We start from the raw sequence: 15143 nt of genomic DNA, 5'->3' as shown, positions 1-15143 counted from the left end.
CGCTGCCAAGGGGCTGCTCCTCCCAGCCGGCCTGACCATCTACGCGGCCTGGTCAAAGCGGGAGCGGGAAAAGTGGGGGAGGGGGCAACTGTAAAAACAGAGCCCTGTGGCCCCTTTGTGCAAAAGCTGGCCTGACAGCTTGCTAAGCTGAGCAGTAGCAATGACGCGCATAGGGCCGACCTTGGAAGAACTGGGCATTACGAGCAAGCCCGAAGCCACCCTGATCCGGGACGACGCCTTTTTTATGCTGGTGGACGACCTGCTGATCTACCGCGACGAGAGGTTGCTGCGCCGGATTCGCCTGCGCGACCTGACCCGGATTCACAGCGACGACAGCGGCATGCTGCGGGTCGAAACGCCGGCCGGCACCGTGCTAAGTGTCAGCCTGCTGGGCTTCGACCCGGATCAGGTGCAGCCGTTTTTTCTGCGGGTGCGCGACGCTACCGCCTATGCCAAGGCACAGGCCAAGCGGGCACAGGAACGCGAGCGCGGCGAGGCCCCACCTTCGCCTTTTGCCGGCGTGCCACGGGCGCAGCCGGCGGTGCCCGCTCCGGCTCCGGAGCCTACGCCTGCTGCTGAAGAATTCGAGCCCTACGCGCCTTATGAGCGGCCACGCTCTTTCGGGCAGGAGGTCAGCGGCCGGCTGGGCTCGGTGGTGCGGGTCATCCAGCGCCGCCCTGCCCCAACCGAGCCTGCCCCCACTAAGCCCGCTCCTGCCGAGCCTGCGCCGCCGGCCGCCGTGCCGGCAGCAGCGCCAGAGCAGGACGCGACTCCAGCACCGCTGGCGCCCCCAGCCGAATCTGCGCCGTCTTCTCAGCCAGTCCAGCCGTCCTCACCGGCCCGCACCGATACCGATACCGATACCGAGCCCACCCCCGCTCACCCGGCCAGCGTCAGCATGGACGAGGCGCTGCGGAATGTGCCGCCGGCTGCCGCACCTGCGGCAGGGAATGCTGCCGTCAGCCCGGCACCGGCCCAGGCCGAGACGCCCCGTCAGCCTGCCCCGCCTGCTGCACCTCTGGCACAGACGGCCCCCGCACCTGTGCCGGCTGAAGTGGGCCCGGCTCCTGCGCCTGCCAGGAACCGGCCTGCCCTGCGCCTCCCGGCTCTCTCTGACGCAGCGGGCATGCCCGATTTATCGGTCTGGCCGGCGCGGCTGCGGCTGATGGCAGCGCTGCTACTGTTGACCGCCCTGGTCCTGATGGTCTATTACCTGCGGCACGGGGCCGCCGCTTCAGGCCTGTGGCTGCTGGTGGCCGGCGCGGCGGGTGGTGTCTTTCTGCTGGCCGCCGCCGATGCCTTGCAGGCGCTGGCCTTCTGGCTGCGTCCGGAAGATGCCCAGGCAGAGGAAGATCCCGGCCGCCAGTCTTAAGGTCGGTGGGGGCGCCGGCGAAACATGGCCCCCGCCCCTGTCAGGGTGCACCGGGTCTGCGGCAACTGCTCTACACTGACCCGCAATGGAACCCATCGGCATCATTCTGATCCTGCTGGTCTTGTTGCTGGTGCTGTTCGCTACCGAGTGGTTTCCGGTAGATGTGACCGCGCTGCTCCTGATCGCCGCCCTGATGCTGACCGGGTTGCTGACCCCTGCCGAGGCGCTGGCCGGGTTCGGCGACACCACGGTGCTGACGCTGGCGTCGCTGTTTATCCTGGCACGGGTTCTGATGCGGACCGGCGTGATCGGCTGGCTGGTGCAGCGGCTGACCGGGTCCTCGGGTCCCCGCGGCGCGGGGAGCGTACAGTCGCCGCAGCAGGGCCAGGGCCTGATCCGGCGGCTGCTGGCCGGAGTCACGGCAGTCAGCACCGTGACCAGCAACACCGCCACCACCGCAGTCTTTTTGCCGGTGATGCACGCTCTGGTGCGGCGCACCGGCACGCCGGCCAGCCGGGTGATGATGCCGCTGGCCTTCGCGTCTATTCTGGGCGGCTCGGTCACCCTGATCGGTACCAGCACCAATCTGGTGGTGGCGGGTTTCATGCCCAAGCTGGGGCTGGACCGCCTGGGCTTTTTCGAGCTTGCCTGGGTGGGCGTGCCCGGCGCAGTGGCCGGGTTGCTGTACCTCTTTTATGTGGCCCCACGGCTGCTGCCCGAGCGCGACTCGGAGCTGGAACAGGAGGTGCGGGCCTATATCTCGGACCTCACGGTCGCCGAGGGCAGCCCCCTGATCGGGCAGACCCTGGCCGGCGCCGCGCTGGGCCGCGACCACGGCCTGACGGTGGTGGCGGTGCGCCGCGGCGGCCGCACCAGCTACGCCCCGGACGCGAATTTCCAGATAGAGCAGGGTGATACCCTGGCCCTGGAGAGTGACTCGGAAGGGCTGCTGGCCGCCAAAGCGGGGCTGGGGCTGGTCAGCCGCTCGGAGGAAAAGCTCTCGCTGAGCGGCCTGGATTCCGAAGCCCGGCTGGTCGAAGCAGTGGTGATGCCTGGCAACGAATTGACCGGGCGCACCCTGCGCGAGGCCCGTTTCCGCGAACGCTATGGCCTGAGCGTGCTGGCGCTGCACCGCCGCGAGAAAACCATGGAGCGGCTGGGTAGCCTGCGAATACGCGGCGGCGACGTGTTGCTGATTCAGGGCACCGAGTCGCGGGTGCGCAACTTGGGCGATACGTTCGCCGTGCTGAGTGACCTGACCGAGCAGCAGCGTGACCAGTCCAAAGCGCCACTGGCTGCTGGTCTGTTCGTGGGTGCCCTGCTGCTGGCCGGCACCGGCGCCGTGCCGCTGGTGGCTGCGCTGATCACGGCTGTGGCGCTGGCGCTGGCGCTGCGGCTGATCAGCCCCGCCGAGGCCTACCGCGCGGTCGAGTGGCCGGTGCTGGTGCTGGTGGCTGCCATGCTGGCGTTCGGAGGCGCGTTTCAGTCGAGCGGCGCGGCTGAACTGATTGCCGGCTGGATGTCCGGGGTGCTGCAGCCGCTGGGCGGGGTGGGCGTGCTGGCGGGCGTATACCTCTTTACCCTGATTCTGACCCAGCCCATGAGCAATCAGGCGGCGGCCCTGGTGATGCTGCCGCTGGCGGTGAGCATCGCCGGCGCGCTGGGCTACGACCCGCGCCCTTTCGCCATCGCGGTAACGCTGGCGGCCAGCAACTCGTATCTCACGCCGCTGGAACCCAGCTGCATGCTGGTGTACGGCCCGGGGCACTACCGCTTTGCCGACTTTCTGCGGGTAGGCGGGGGCCTTTCGCTGATCACTTTCCTGCTGACCATCGTGATCGTTCCGCTGGTCTGGCCGCTGACCTGACTCTGCCGTCCTGAACGCATGGGTCGCTGCCGGCTGATCACAGCCTGATGACAATTTCACACTTTTCACGGCCGCTTCACGGCCGGATTCATCTTTCCTTGAAGCGTTATGGCAAACTGAAGGTCATATGCGAACCCATACGCTGATGTTGACCCTGGCGCTTGGCGCCGCCGCGCCGGCCCTGGCCCAGACGGCCGCTCCGGTGCGTGCGCCGGCCCCTGCCGCGCAGCCTGCCTCTGCTCGGCCTGCCGCAGCGCAGCCGGCCGGCACCGTGTCGGAAGTGGTCGTGAACGGCACCACCGAACTGCTGGCCAACTTTGTGCGGGCCACCCTGAACGTGCAGCCCGGCGCCCCGGTCTCGGGCGTGAACCTGGATCAGGTGCGCCAGAGCGTGCTGAACTCGGGCTACTTCTCGGCGGCCACCCCGCGCATCGAGCAGCGCTCGGGCCGCAGCGTGCTGGTGATTGACGTGGTGCCCAACGCGACCATCGGCAGCGTGGAAGCCACCGGCCTGACCTACCTGTCGGCCGACGCTTTCAAAAAGAGCATCGCCGACATGCTGAACATCGCCCCCGGCGCCGCGCTGAACACCGCCCGCCTGGAGCAGGCCAAGAACGCCCTGCTGGACAACTACCGCTCCGAAGGCTTTCCTTTCGTTCCCAAGGTGACGGTGCAGACCGCGCCGGCCAACGACGGCACCGTGACCGTGCGCTTCTTGGTGGATGAAACCGCTCCCATCCGCGCTGTGCGTGTGCAGGGCGTGACCCTGCTGGACCGCGCCCGCGTCGAGAACATCTTCCGGCCGCTGCAGCAGTCGGGCAAGTTCACCCCCGAGTCCTACTACCGCGCCGTGTCGCAGGTGCAGGCTCTGTACGAAGAAGCCGGCTACCTGCACGCCGGTGTGGAAGTTGCCAAGACCACTCTGGACGGCGGCCTGCTGACCGTGCAAGTCGTGGAAGGCCGCGTGACCCGCTTGGATACCAGTAACCTGGGCAATGTGGACGCCGCCGTGCTGCAGGGCCTGCGGACCCGCTCGGGCCAGCCGGTCCGCGCCGCCGATCTGCAAGAAGACGTGCGCACCCTGTCCAACCGCACCGGCAAGCCGGTGGGCTTTGCGCTGCAGGCCAACCCCCAGAACCTCAATCAGGTGGTGGTGTACTTCGGCAGCGCCAACGTGGTGACGGCGCCTATCCAGCGTATTGAGATTCGTGGCAACACCCGGTTGACTGCCGAGCAGCTGCGCGCCGCGCTGACCATCAAGGAAGGTGACGTGTTCAGCCCGCAGCTGGCCCAGGACAACTTTGTCCGGATGCGTGACCTGTACCGTGCCCAGGGCTACGAGATCAGCACCCGGGACGCCGTGCAGTTTGAAAACGGCGTGCTGGTGTTCAATGTCCGCGAAGTGACCCTGGCCGGCTATGAGCTGAACTGGAAGGGCGAACACCGCACCGAGGACCGCGTGATTCTGCGCGAGCTGCCCAAGCCGGGTCAGCTGTTCAACGCCAATCAGCTGCGCGAGGGCCTAGGCCGCATCAGCCGCCTGGGATACGTGCAGCTGGTCAGCCAGGAAACCCGCACCGACCCCCAGAACCCCGAAGCCATCACCTACGTGCTGACGGTGGCCGAAGCCGACACCGGCATTCCGCTGCAGCTTTCGCTGGGCTACGACAGCCTGCAGGGCGGCTGGAACGGCGAAGTCGGCTACAGCAACCCCAACGTGTTCGGTCTGGGCCACAACGGTTCTATCAGCCTGGGCGCCCAGCAGAACGACGCCGGCCAGAACTGGTTCGGCTCGGCCAACTACACCATTCCCTGGCTGGACCTCGACTTCCTAGACTTCCGTGAAAACCGCACCAGCCTGAGCGCCGGCGTGAGCAGCACGGTGGCCGCCAACCAGGCCATCTTCCAGGAACGCGATGACCCCAACGGCAGCGGCAAGGTGCAGCAGGATACCGGCCGCGACTACACCGTTCGCAACAACACTTTCGGAGTGGATCTCAGCCGTCACCTGACCGATGAAATCACCGCCGGCGTGGGTGTGGGCGTGACCCAGCAGAATTATTTCCTGGAAGGCAAGATCCGCGACAACGACGTCCGGACGCCTTACAAGGTCGAGGGTGATACCCAGTACTGGATCGACTGCAACAACGCTCCGGTCAAGGCCAACCGGACCGACACCGCCCTGATCGAGCAGCTGCGCCGCCCCTGCGCCCTGACCGACGCTCAGGCGAACGCTCTGCTGCCCCAGAAGAGCCTGACCACCAGCTTGAACGGCCGCGTGAACTACGACAACGCCGATTCCTTCGCCTTCCCCAGCAAGGGCTGGCGCGGCGACCTGAACGGCTCGTACAACTTCGGTGCGGTGGGTGACAACCGCGTCAACTGGTTCGAGGTGGAATCGGGCACCCGCACCTACTTCAACCTGGGCGACACCGTGCAGAAGCCTACCGGTGAGCAGACCCCCCAGCAGGTGGTGGCGGTGCGTGCCAACGCCGGCACCATGGTCGGTGACACCCCGGTCGGCACCGGCTTCCGGGTGGGCGGCGGCAACAGCGGCTCCTTCTCGCGTCAGCTGCGCGGTGTGGAAAACGGTTCGCTGTTCGGCTCCAACTACTTCACCACCTCGGCCGAGTACCGCCGTGACCTGAACATCAACCTGGGCCCGGCCCGTGGCGTGTACGGCGTGCTGTTCGCTGACGCCGGCGACGCCTGGGGCGATAAGGATCCCTTCAAGCTGAACTACGGCGTGGGCGCGGGTGTCCAGCTTGACCTGGGGCTGGGCAACTTCCAGCTGCCGCCGCTGCGCTTCGACTACGGCTACAACCCCCAGACCAGCAACGGCCAGTTCTACTTCCGTCTGGGTAACTTCTGGTAACCAGCCACACGCTGTCAGGCGACTGACGAGCAAGACGGGAAGGACCCAGGGCTCTGCCTCTGGGTCTTTTTCTTTTTGTGCCTGCCTGCGGCTGGGCAGCTCCACCCGACCGGACAGCGCCGCCTTTTGCCGCCCGGCCCCTGCCCTACAATGTCCTCTTATGGAAGGTTTGATGCTTGCCCGCGTGCTGCGGGGCCTGTCCGGGGGCCTGCCGGCGCGGGCGCTGGGCTGGGTCTTTCCCGACGAAACGACCGCAGCGCTACTGCTGGAAGATATGCCGCAGGGCACCGGCAATCTGGTGCTCAGCTACCGGCCCCCGCAGCCGGTGGTGTATTTCTCGCGGGAGCGGCTGCGCGGCGAGCCGCACAACCCCTTTCAGCAGATGGTGGCCAACAAGGTGCGTGGTGACCTGCTGCGGGCCGAGCAGCTGAAGCTGGACCGGGTCTTTCAGCTGCATTTTGGCGGCGAGGAGGGCTTTGTCAGTGTGCCGCCCGCCCGGCTGCTGTTTGAGGTGACCGGGCGCAACGCCAACCTGCTGATTCTGGAAGAGGGGGAGGGGTTCAGAGGCCGTATTCTGCACGCGGCCCGCGAAATCACTCCGGCGCGCAACCGTTTCCGCACCACTCGCTCGGGCGGTCAGTACACGCCGCCGCCCCCTTATGACAAGCTGGACCCCCGCAGCCTGAGCCTGGAAGAGGCGCAGGCCGCCGGCCTGGACGACCTGCCGCTGCCGCGCTGGCGCGAGCAGGTAGATGGGCTGGGCCCGCTGCTGAGCGCCGAGCTGGGCCGCCGCGCCGGCTTCACGCAGGCGCCGGGGCCACAGCAATTACCGCAGGCCCTGGCGGCGTTGCACTCGCTGGTGGAAGACCCCAGCGTGTCCGAAGGGGTGATGACCGAGGGCGCCCGCGAGGCGGCCCGCAGCGAGAAAGCGGCGCAGCTGCGTAAGGAGCTGATCGGCCCGCTGGACAAGCGCCTGACCCTGCTGACCAACCAGCTGAGCGACGTGACCCGCGCCGAAGAAGGCATCGAACTGGCCGAACAGGAGCGCCTGGAGGCCGATATTCTGATGGCCTACAGCCACCAGGTGCCCGACGGCAGCGCCGAAGTGCGCCTGCCTGACCTGACTGGCGAGAGCGAAGTGACCATCACTCTTGACCCGCTGCTGAGTGCGGTGCAGAACGCTGAGAAGCGGTACACCCGCGCCCGCCGCCGCGAGGATATCTATGAGCGGCTGGCCGAGCGCGAGCCACGGCTGCGGACCGAGTTTGCTGAGGCGCAGGCCCGTGTGCAGGCGCTGGACACCGCTGGCCTGAAAGAGCTGGAAGCCCTGGCTGCACAGCTGAGCAGCGAGAAGCCCGAGAAAGTCCCTTACGGCCTGCGCTTTACGCTGCCCAGTGGCCTGACAGCGCTGGTGGGCCGCAACAACAAGGAAAATGCCACCCTGACTCACCGGATCGGCCGCAGCATGGACTACTGGTTTCACGCGCAGGGCTACGCCGGCAGCCATGTTCTGGTCCGCACCGGCAGCGGCGGCAAAGAGCTGTCCCAGGCCGATATCCTTTACGCTGCGCAGCTGGCCGCCGCCCACTCCAAGGCGCGCGGCAGTTCCAACGTGCCGGTGGACTATACTCGCATCAAGCATGTCTGGCGTCCCAAGGGCGCAGCGGCTGGCAAGGTGAATTACACCGGCCAGAAGACTGTTTTTGTGGACGGCGACCTGCCGGAGAGTTAAAGGGTCAGGAGGCGCGTGGGCTGGGAGGGTTAGCCCAGCGTGCTTAGCCGCTCGCCCACCTCCTCACGCATCCGGTGCGAGAGGAGAGAGAGCAGGGCCCGCTGCCAGAAAGCTGCGTTGGCTCTGGCCGGGTGCTTGTGTGTCTCCATCAGCTCGGCCAGGGTGGGGGCGCTGGCGTCACCGGGCTCCAGCCAGCCGGTGTCGCCAGCCTGCAAGCGGCCGGGGCGCAGCACCCGCACGTAGATGCCGGGCCGGCCCAGCGCATAGAAGTCCTTGACGAACGGTCCGTCATACACGTCCCGCAGGTAGGCGGCGGCCACGGCACATGGCAGGCGCGGGGCAGTGGCTTCCAGAATCACTTCGGCGCCCAAGGCGGTCACCAGGGCGTACCTCAGCACTGCTAAGGCCGTCCAGCCGCAGGTTTTCTCCGAAATAAGACCGTCCCAGGTCAGCCGGCAGGCCGCGCTCCGTCCAGGCCAGAGCGTCGGGCTGGGTGTACAGGTAGGCGGCTTGGTCGGGGCCACCGTGGTATTTGCGGTTCAGCACATGGTCGCCGCGCAGGCCGCCTGCGTCCAGCCAGGCGGTGTCTACCGGGCGCTTATGAATCCCGCTGCGGGTGCCGCCCGGCTTGCCGCTGCCAGCAATCTTTTCCGGTTCACCGAGGTACAGCGCCAGAATGCGCAGTGGGGCAGGGGAGGGGCTGGCAGAAGCGCTCATGTGACCCAGGCTAGCAGCTGGGGAGGAAGGCAGAGCACCCTTGTCCCGGCGCCGCTGTGCTGAAATGGGCAGCGTGACTGACACTTCCTCCGAAGCGACCCCAGCGACCCCGGCCGAGCTGGAACAGGGCCGGGTGTGGCTGACGGCGCTGCTGTGGGCGCTGCCGGCCCTGGTGGCCGTGCCCACAGTCTCTGCCCTGCTGCGCGGCCACACCGAGGGTGCCGCGCCGCAGCTGATCTACTTGCTGGCGACCGGCGTGCTGATGTGGAATGTCTGGCGCGGCAGCGTGTGGTCCTGGCGCATTACCGTGGCCCTGACCATGCTGACCGGCATGCTGGTGTTCATGGCGGGGCTGTTCGCCGGCCGGACGATAGCGCAGGGCCTGCTGGTCAGCTTTGCGGGCCTGGCCTTTTTGGGCATCGGCCTGCTGCTGGTCTCGGCGGGGCCGGTGCGTTCCTTCCTGGAAACCCGCTGGACAGCCCGCAGCGAGCAGCTGCGCCGGAAGAGGCAGGCATGAGCGGGCGGCGCTTTACCGTGCAGGGCACCAACAACGCCTTCGAGTGCACCCACTGCGGCGCCGACATTCAGCCGCTGCAGAACGGCTCGGTGCGCAACCACTGCCCCCATTGCCTGCACTCGCTACATGTGGACATCTTTCCGGGCGACCGCGCCTGCGACTGCCACGGCGTGATGGAGCCGGTGGCGGTGGAGAACAGCGGCAAAAAAGGTTGGATGATCGTGCACCGCTGCCAGAAGTGCGGGCACACCGGCCGCAACCGCGCCGCCCTAGACGACCCCCAACAGCCCGACGACTGGGACCTGATCGTGGAGCTCAGCCAGCAGCCCCGACTCTAATCCAGGCTTTCTGGGTGTGGGTGCCAGGCGCACGCTTCTCACCGTAGGGTAGATTACAAAAGAAAGACTGCTGGAGCTGGTGAGATGTCGCCGGCCCTGCACCGAGGTGACCCCGTGACTGACAGACTTGATCCTGCCGCCGCTCTTACCCCCCGCCTGCCCGCTTTCCTGCTGCTGGCCCTGCTGCCGGGCCTGCTGGCCGGCTGCACCAAAGAAGAGAAAACCACCACCCAGACGGTTTCACAGCAGACCGTTTCCCAGACGACCACCTCCCAGGCTGCCACCACCCAGTCTACGGACGCATCGGCGGTCAGCACTTCCGGGACCGAATCGCAACCGGCAGATGCCGTGAGCGCTCCGGTCAGTGGCAGCACAGGCACGCCGGCCTCCACCCCAGCTCCTTCTTCTGAGGCGACTCCGGCGGCGCCCAGCGGTCAGTCAGGGTCGCCGGCGCCCGCCCAGTCAGCGCCTTCCCAGACTACTCCGGCCCAGCAGTCACCCGCTCAGACAACTCCGGCGCCTGCGGCCCCGGCCCAAGCGGCGCCTGCACAGTCGGCGCCGCCTGCCCCAACTCCGGCGCAGTCCACCCCCACCAGCGGCAACCAGTCGGCGCCAGCGGCTCCCGCTCACAGTTCGTCGGCGCAGCCTAAGCCTGCGGCGCCGGCGGCCAATCAGAGCACTCCTGCCCCGAAGGCAGCGCCCAAAGCAGAGAGCACTGCGGCCCCCGCTCAGCCGGCACCGGCCGCCAGCGATGAGGTGATTGCCGATCCCACCGAGTATTACCAGGATCAGGGCAAGGACAGTGGCGGTGCAGCACAGGCACCAGCGGCCAGCGGCGAAATTTACTTTCCCAACTGCGCCGCGGCCGCGGCCGGTGGCTACAGCCGGATGGGCAAGGACAGCCCCGCTTACCGCCCCGAACTGGACAGCGACGGCGACGGTGTGGCCTGCAACTGAGCTTCTGCGCCCACGGCGGCCGGTCTCCGGGCCGGCTGCTGGGCATCACTCCCAAAAGCCGATTCCAAAAAGAAAACTCCTTCCAAGACAGGAAGGAGTTCTTTGCTGGTCGAGGCGGCGAGATTTGAACTCACGACCCCTACCACCCCAAGGTAGTGCGCTACCAGGCTGCGCTACGCCTCGACGTTCAGCACCGAGAAATATACACGCCTGATGGGGGAGGGTCAAGCCGTAAGGCGACAAGGTGGCTTTCCCACGGTAGCCGGAGCGCTGGATTCCCGGCCCGCCGTTCCACTGCCGGAGATTCTCTGCTGCCAGCGGCCGGGCGCAGTATCGTGAAGCTATGGTTCAAAATTTTGACGAGAAGTTGAAGAAGTACGCTGAGCTGGCTGTGCGGACCGGCGTGGGCCTGCGTCCCGGCCAGCGCCTGCTGATCGAAGCGCCGGTCGAAACGGCGCCCCTGGCCCGCGCTCTGGTGGAAGCTGCCTACGACGCCGGCGCCAGCTTCGTGGACGTGCGCTGGGACGATGACGCCGTCAACCTGCTGCGCTACCAGAAAGCCCCCGAAGGCAGCTTCGATCAGCTGAGCAAGTGGCGGGTGGACGCCGAGATGGAAACGGTAGACGAGGGCGGCGCCGTGCTGGCGATTCGCTCGACCGACCCTGGCCTGCTGGGCGGGGTGGACGCGGCCCGCGTGACCCAGCAGTCGCGGGCGCTGAGCACCTACCGCAAGCCCTACAGCAAAAAGGTGATGACCAACTCGGTCAACTGGAACCTGATTACGGCGCCGCTGCCCGAGTGGTCCAGCCAGATTTTCCCGGATGTGAGCGCCGAGGAAGCGGTGGAACAGCACTGGGACGCCATCTTCGCCGCCACCCGTGCCGACCAGCCGGATCCCATCCAGGCCTGGGAAGACCACCTCGCTGCCCTGAAGACCCGCCGCGATTACCTGACCGACAAGGGCTACGCTGCGCTGCACTTCAAGGACGCTGCCGGCGGCACCGACCTGACGGTGGGCCTGGCCGATGATCACGTCTGGGGCGGCGGCGCCAGCGACAGCACCGGAGCCGAACAGGGCCGCTTCGTGCCCAATATCCCGACCGAGGAAGTCTGGACCGCGCCGCACCGTGAGTGGGTGGACGGCGTGGTGGTCAGCACCAAGCCGCTCAGCTACAACGGTGTGCTGATCAGCGGCATTCGCATGCGCTTCGAGAACGGCCAGGCGGTCGAAGTTAGCGCCGAACAGGGCGAAGCGACCATCAAGGAACTGATTGCCACCGACGGCGGCTCGGCGCACCTGGGCGAGGTGGCGCTGGTGCCGCACTCCAGCCCCATCAGCCAGTCGGGCCTGTTCTTCTTCCATACCCTCTATGACGAGAACGCCGCCTCGCACATCGCGCTGGGCGCCGCTTACCGTTTTAACGTGGCCGGCGGCACCGAGATGAGCGACGAGGAATTCATGGCACACGGCGGCAACGATTCGATCGTGCACGTGGACTGGATGATTGGCAGCGCCACCATGGACGTGGACGGCATCACCAAAGAAGGCCAGCGTGAACCGGTGATGCGCGCTGGTGAGTTTGTCATCTGAAGCCTTGACGCTTCTGCGCCTTGCGCGGAGCAGGCGGGCCGGTGCCGTGGGCGCCCGGCCCGCTTTTCTGTGTTTCTGTGAGCCGGCCTCAGTTTGCCTGACCCTACACGTCCAGCGAGAGTGGGTCTTCCCCTGCGCTGACGTCCTCCTCAAAGCCCAGCAGCTCCAGCGCCTCGGCGTACTGCACCTCGGGTACGTAGAGGCCCACATCGCCCAGATAATTTCCGGCGATGATCTCGTAAACGGGCGCTGCCACCGACCAGCCGGCCGGGGTCAGCAGCGCGCTGACCACACCGCCTTCGGCCAGGTCGCGCCGCCACCCCTCGGCCAGCAGGCGCGGCAGGGTATCCACCCGCCGCCAGCGGTGGCCCAGGTGCTCGGCGGTGTCGCCGTAGTGAGGCGCAGTCACGCGGGGCTGGCGGCCGAGGGCTGGCCTGCCATAAAGCGCTCCATCCACTCGCGGCGGTCGGGTGCCAGCGGCGCAGGCCGCTTGTCGGGACCGATATTCACCTGCACGGTCCGGGCGTAGGCGCTGGGGACGCCGTCGGCCAGCACCCGCACCACGAAAGTGTAGGAAGACGTGCCCAGACCCTCGACCAGTGTTTCCACGATGACCTGCTGGCCCAGCTTGATTTCCGAGATGTAATCCACCTCAATGTGCGCCACCACCGTCAGCAGGTCGTGCAGCGGTGTGCCCATTTCGGCCAGCATCTGCACCCGCGCGGTTTCCAGATAGGAGACATAGGTGGCGTTGTTCAGATGGCCCATGGCGTCGGTGTCGCCGTAACGCATCTGAATCTCGGCGCGGTGGGCGTGGCTCCAGTCCAGAGCGGCCAGGGGATGTTGACGGGCAGATTTGGGGGTTTCTGACATGGCGTCAGTCTAGGAGAAAGCCGGTCTTCTGCGCAGGAACCCAGGCATCTTCTGCCCGGCCTAGCTCGTCCCTGGTGCAGTACTCGGCAGCAACATCAATGCTGCCCAGAGCACCAGCAGCAGGCCAAACCCCAGCATAAACAGCGAGGCCAACAGGCTGAGCGGCTTGGAGGCCAGGGTGCCCCTGGGATAGGCGGCGGTCCATGGCTGCCCGTCCGGGCTCGCTCGAATAACACGGTGTGCGGCCGGCGCCGCCAACACCAGAATGGTCTGGCCCGCGGGTAGGCGTTTCTGGGCTTCGGCCAAGGCCAGGCCGTCAGCGGCAGCCATGAACTCTTGGAAACTGAGCCCTGGCGGCTGCGTCAGCGTCATCCGGGCCAGTTCAGGTGGCCAGACTTCGGCCAGTGTGCCGTCTTCCAGCTGGACGGTCACGGCGGCCCGGACCGTTTCGGTCTGTGCGCCACGTGACAGAGCAATCTGGTTGCCCCGGTGTTCATGCTCTACCTGGTGGCTCAGTACGGTGGCGGGCACCTCCGGCCAGCGGTAAGTGTCCCGGCCAGTGCCTCCAAGCAGAGTGGTCCAGAGGCTCAGACCGCCCAGCCACAGCAAAAAGAGCCCCAGCGCCAGCAGCGGCAGAGTAAAGAGCAGGACGAGCCAGTTCATTGCTCCCAAGTCTCACGGTGGCTGGCCCGCAGGAATGTCACAAATAGGCTGTGCAGCTGGCCGGGGGGAGCGCAGGCGCTAGCATGGGGCATGAAAGCAACCTGGCAAGGCGCGGTGCTGGCGGAATCTCCCGATACGGTCGTGGTGGAAGGCAACCACTACTTTCCGGCCGAGAGCCTGCGGCGCGAATACTTTAGCCCGTCACAGACATATAGCACCTGCCCTTGGAAGGGCGAGGCGAGCTACTACACCGTGACCGTGAACGGGCAGGAAAACCGCGACGCGGCCTGGTTCTACCCCGAGCCCAAGGAGGCCGCCGCCCAGATCCGCGGGCGGGTGGCGTTCTGGAAGGGCGTGGAAGTCACCGAGTAGACCAGAAGCAAGGGCGGCTCTTAGGGACGGCTGGTGGCGCGGCCCCAGGCTTCCTCGGTACTGCCCTCTTCTAGCGGCGGCACCGGGCGGGGCTTGCCGTTCTCATAGACCGCCACAAAGACGAAAGTGCCGGTGGTGGCCAGTTCCTGCTCGCCGCTGGCCATGTGCTCGCGGTAGACATCCACCTGAATGGTCATCGAGGAGCGGCCCACCCGGATCACCCGGGCGTCCAGTGCCACCGCGTCGCCCACCCGCAGCGGAATGCGGAAATCCACCCCGTCCATCCGGGCGGTGACCACGCCGCCGCCGGCGTGCCGCACCGCCGCTACCGAAGCGGCCTTATCCATCAGCGACAGCAAGAAGCCTCCGAAAGCGGTGCCATGATAGTTGGTGTCCTTGGGAAAGACCACCTCCAGCATGCGGGCGCGGCTGCGCGGGGCCGGCATTTTGGGCAGTGGTGCGGTGCCGGCGCTGTCGGTGCCGGATGCATCTGTGCTGGCTACATCTGTGCCGGCAGTCTCGCTACTGGCCGTCTCACTAGTGGAAAGCTCTGCGCCGGGCGCGTCCGGGGTCTGGTCCTGGTCAGTCATTGCGCTTCAGAATAACGCTCTGACCCCGGCCTGCTGCTCTCGCTTGCGGCTGGGTGCTGGCGTGATGTTCAGGCCCTTATTCGGCGGGGAGCGCGGGCACCTGGCGCTGCAGGTGAAAATAACGGTGCCCGGCCAGGGTGCGTTCGCCGGCCGGCTGATAGCCACTGCGGGCATAGAGCCGCGCTGCGGGGTTGCTTTCCTCGACCAACAGCCCGATGCGTGCGAGGCCCAGGTCGCGTGCTCGGCTGTCCAGCGCTGCCAGCAACTGGCCGCCTACGCCCCGGCCCCGGCCCCGCGCCGCGCCCGAGACGGCCAGGGTGTCGAGGTACAGTTCGCCGGGTTCGCCTTCGCTGAGAAAGTCGGCTGGGCGGCCCCCGGCGCGCAGCGCCTGCCGCAGCGGTTCGTCCAGCGCCTCCGACTGTTCGCCGGGGTAAGCCAGCGCCAGGCCCAGCGGCTGCCCACTTTCGGCGTCCTCAGCCAGCAGGCACGGGTCGTAAGCCATGCGGTGCCCCGGCTGCGCGAACAGCCGGGTAATCGCCTGCGCGGCGGCCTCGTCGCTGCCGGTGCCGGTCAGCTGCCAGCCGATGTCGCCGATCGCCTCCTGAATCAGGGGGCCGGCAAAGGGAGCGTCTGCAGGAGTGGCGGGGCGGAAATTCAGAGCCATGCACCCAGCATAGGC

The 15143-nt window shown here is 67.1% G+C and carries 14 protein-coding genes, 1 tRNA gene and 1 pseudogene; 9 read left to right on the top strand and 7 right to left on the bottom strand.

Translation table 11 applies throughout. The features are described 5' to 3' along the window. Positions 1-160 precede the first annotated feature (160 nt). The 4 genes from OCI36_RS07485 to OCI36_RS07470 all read left to right on the top strand — a co-directional run bounded on the left by OCI36_RS07485 (position 161) and on the right by OCI36_RS07470 (position 7846). Entirely contained in the window at positions 161-1372 is a 1212-nt protein-coding gene (locus OCI36_RS07485) for a hypothetical protein (RefSeq protein ID WP_261664475.1), read from the top strand. Between the two features lie 85 nt (positions 1373-1457). Further along, positions 1458-3239, top strand: a complete 1782-nt coding sequence (locus tag OCI36_RS07480) for an SLC13 family permease (protein WP_261664474.1) — start codon at positions 1458-1460, stop codon at positions 3237-3239. Between the two features lie 127 nt (positions 3240-3366). Beyond that, positions 3367-6114 (top strand): outer membrane protein assembly factor, encoded by a 2748-nt coding sequence (locus tag OCI36_RS07475; RefSeq protein WP_261664473.1) that lies wholly within the window; start codon positions 3367-3369, stop codon positions 6112-6114. A 160-nt stretch (positions 6115-6274) separates the two neighbouring features. Beyond that, positions 6275-7846 carry an NFACT family protein gene (locus OCI36_RS07470; RefSeq protein WP_261664472.1) on the top strand — a complete coding sequence of 524 codons (1572 nt, stop codon included), beginning with the start codon at positions 6275-6277 and terminating at the stop codon, positions 7844-7846. A 29-nt stretch (positions 7847-7875) separates the two neighbouring features. Here the strand turns inward: OCI36_RS07470 and OCI36_RS13425 are convergent. Continuing rightward, a pseudogene (locus OCI36_RS13425) lies at positions 7876-8563 on the bottom strand (MOSC domain-containing protein). Positions 8564-8636: 73 nt separating this feature from the next. Here OCI36_RS13425 and OCI36_RS07455 point away from each other — a divergent pair. The 3 genes from OCI36_RS07455 to OCI36_RS07445 all read left to right on the top strand — a co-directional run bounded on the left by OCI36_RS07455 (position 8637) and on the right by OCI36_RS07445 (position 10375). Then, positions 8637-9080, top strand: coding sequence for a hypothetical protein (locus OCI36_RS07455; RefSeq protein ID WP_261664469.1), 444 nt, complete (start codon positions 8637-8639; stop codon positions 9078-9080). Next, the gene (locus OCI36_RS07450) at positions 9077-9418 is read left to right on the top strand and encodes an RNHCP domain-containing protein (protein WP_261664468.1); all 342 of its coding nucleotides are present in this window, start codon (positions 9077-9079) and stop codon (positions 9416-9418) included. The genes OCI36_RS07455 and OCI36_RS07450 overlap by 4 nt, the downstream gene beginning before the upstream one ends. A 114-nt stretch (positions 9419-9532) precedes the next feature. Beyond that, entirely contained in the window at positions 9533-10375 is an 843-nt protein-coding gene (locus OCI36_RS07445; RefSeq protein WP_261664467.1) for an excalibur calcium-binding domain-containing protein, read from the top strand. Positions 10376-10481: 106 nt separating this feature from the next. Here the strand turns inward: OCI36_RS07445 and OCI36_RS07440 are convergent. Continuing rightward, a tRNA-Pro gene (locus OCI36_RS07440) sits at positions 10482-10558 on the bottom strand. Positions 10559-10718: 160 nt separating this feature from the next. On the opposite strand from OCI36_RS07440, the gene OCI36_RS07435 reads away from it, so the two are divergent. Beyond that, positions 10719-11966 (top strand): aminopeptidase, encoded by a 1248-nt coding sequence (locus OCI36_RS07435; RefSeq protein WP_261664466.1) that lies wholly within the window; start codon positions 10719-10721, stop codon positions 11964-11966. A gap of 103 nt (positions 11967-12069) precedes the next feature. Here the strand turns inward: OCI36_RS07435 and OCI36_RS07430 are convergent, their stop codons facing one another. Genes OCI36_RS07430 through OCI36_RS07420 form a run of 3 tightly spaced genes read right to left on the bottom strand, consistent with a single transcriptional unit; the run spans position 12070 to position 13502 of the window. Beyond that, entirely contained in the window at positions 12070-12375 is a 306-nt protein-coding gene (locus OCI36_RS07430) for a hypothetical protein (protein WP_261664465.1), read from the bottom strand. After that, a complete protein-coding gene (locus OCI36_RS07425) occupies positions 12372-12839 on the bottom strand; it encodes an acyl-CoA thioesterase (protein ID WP_261664464.1) in 468 nt (155 codons plus the stop codon). The genes OCI36_RS07430 and OCI36_RS07425 overlap by 4 nt, the downstream gene beginning before the upstream one ends. Positions 12840-12899: 60 nt before the next feature. Then, positions 12900-13502: a DUF3592 domain-containing protein gene (locus tag OCI36_RS07420; RefSeq protein WP_261664463.1), complete on the bottom strand. Its 603-nt coding sequence runs from the start codon at positions 13500-13502 to the stop codon at positions 12900-12902. A gap of 90 nt (positions 13503-13592) precedes the next feature. Here OCI36_RS07420 and OCI36_RS07415 point away from each other — a divergent pair, with 90 nt between their 5' ends. After that, positions 13593-13874 carry a DUF427 domain-containing protein gene (locus tag OCI36_RS07415; protein ID WP_261664462.1) on the top strand — a complete coding sequence of 94 codons (282 nt, stop codon included), beginning with the start codon at positions 13593-13595 and terminating at the stop codon, positions 13872-13874. A 20-nt stretch (positions 13875-13894) separates the two neighbouring features. Here OCI36_RS07415 and OCI36_RS07410 read toward each other — a convergent pair whose 3' ends face one another. Both OCI36_RS07410 and OCI36_RS07405 read right to left on the bottom strand, forming a co-directional pair. Continuing rightward, a complete protein-coding gene (locus OCI36_RS07410; RefSeq protein WP_261664885.1) occupies positions 13895-14320 on the bottom strand; it encodes an acyl-CoA thioesterase in 426 nt (141 codons plus the stop codon). Positions 14321-14540: 220 nt separating this feature from the next. Then, on the bottom strand, positions 14541-15128 hold the full coding sequence (locus OCI36_RS07405; RefSeq protein WP_261664461.1) for a GNAT family N-acetyltransferase: 588 nt from the start codon (positions 15126-15128) through the stop codon (positions 14541-14543). Positions 15129-15143: the final 15 nt, after the last annotated feature.

The sequence above is a fragment of the Deinococcus sp. Marseille-Q6407 genome, from assembly GCF_946848805.1.
Taxonomy (GTDB): Bacteria; Deinococcota; Deinococci; order Deinococcales; family Deinococcaceae; genus Deinococcus.
The sequence above is the reverse complement of the archived record's forward strand: the minus strand, read 5'-3'. Positions and strand labels throughout refer to the sequence as shown.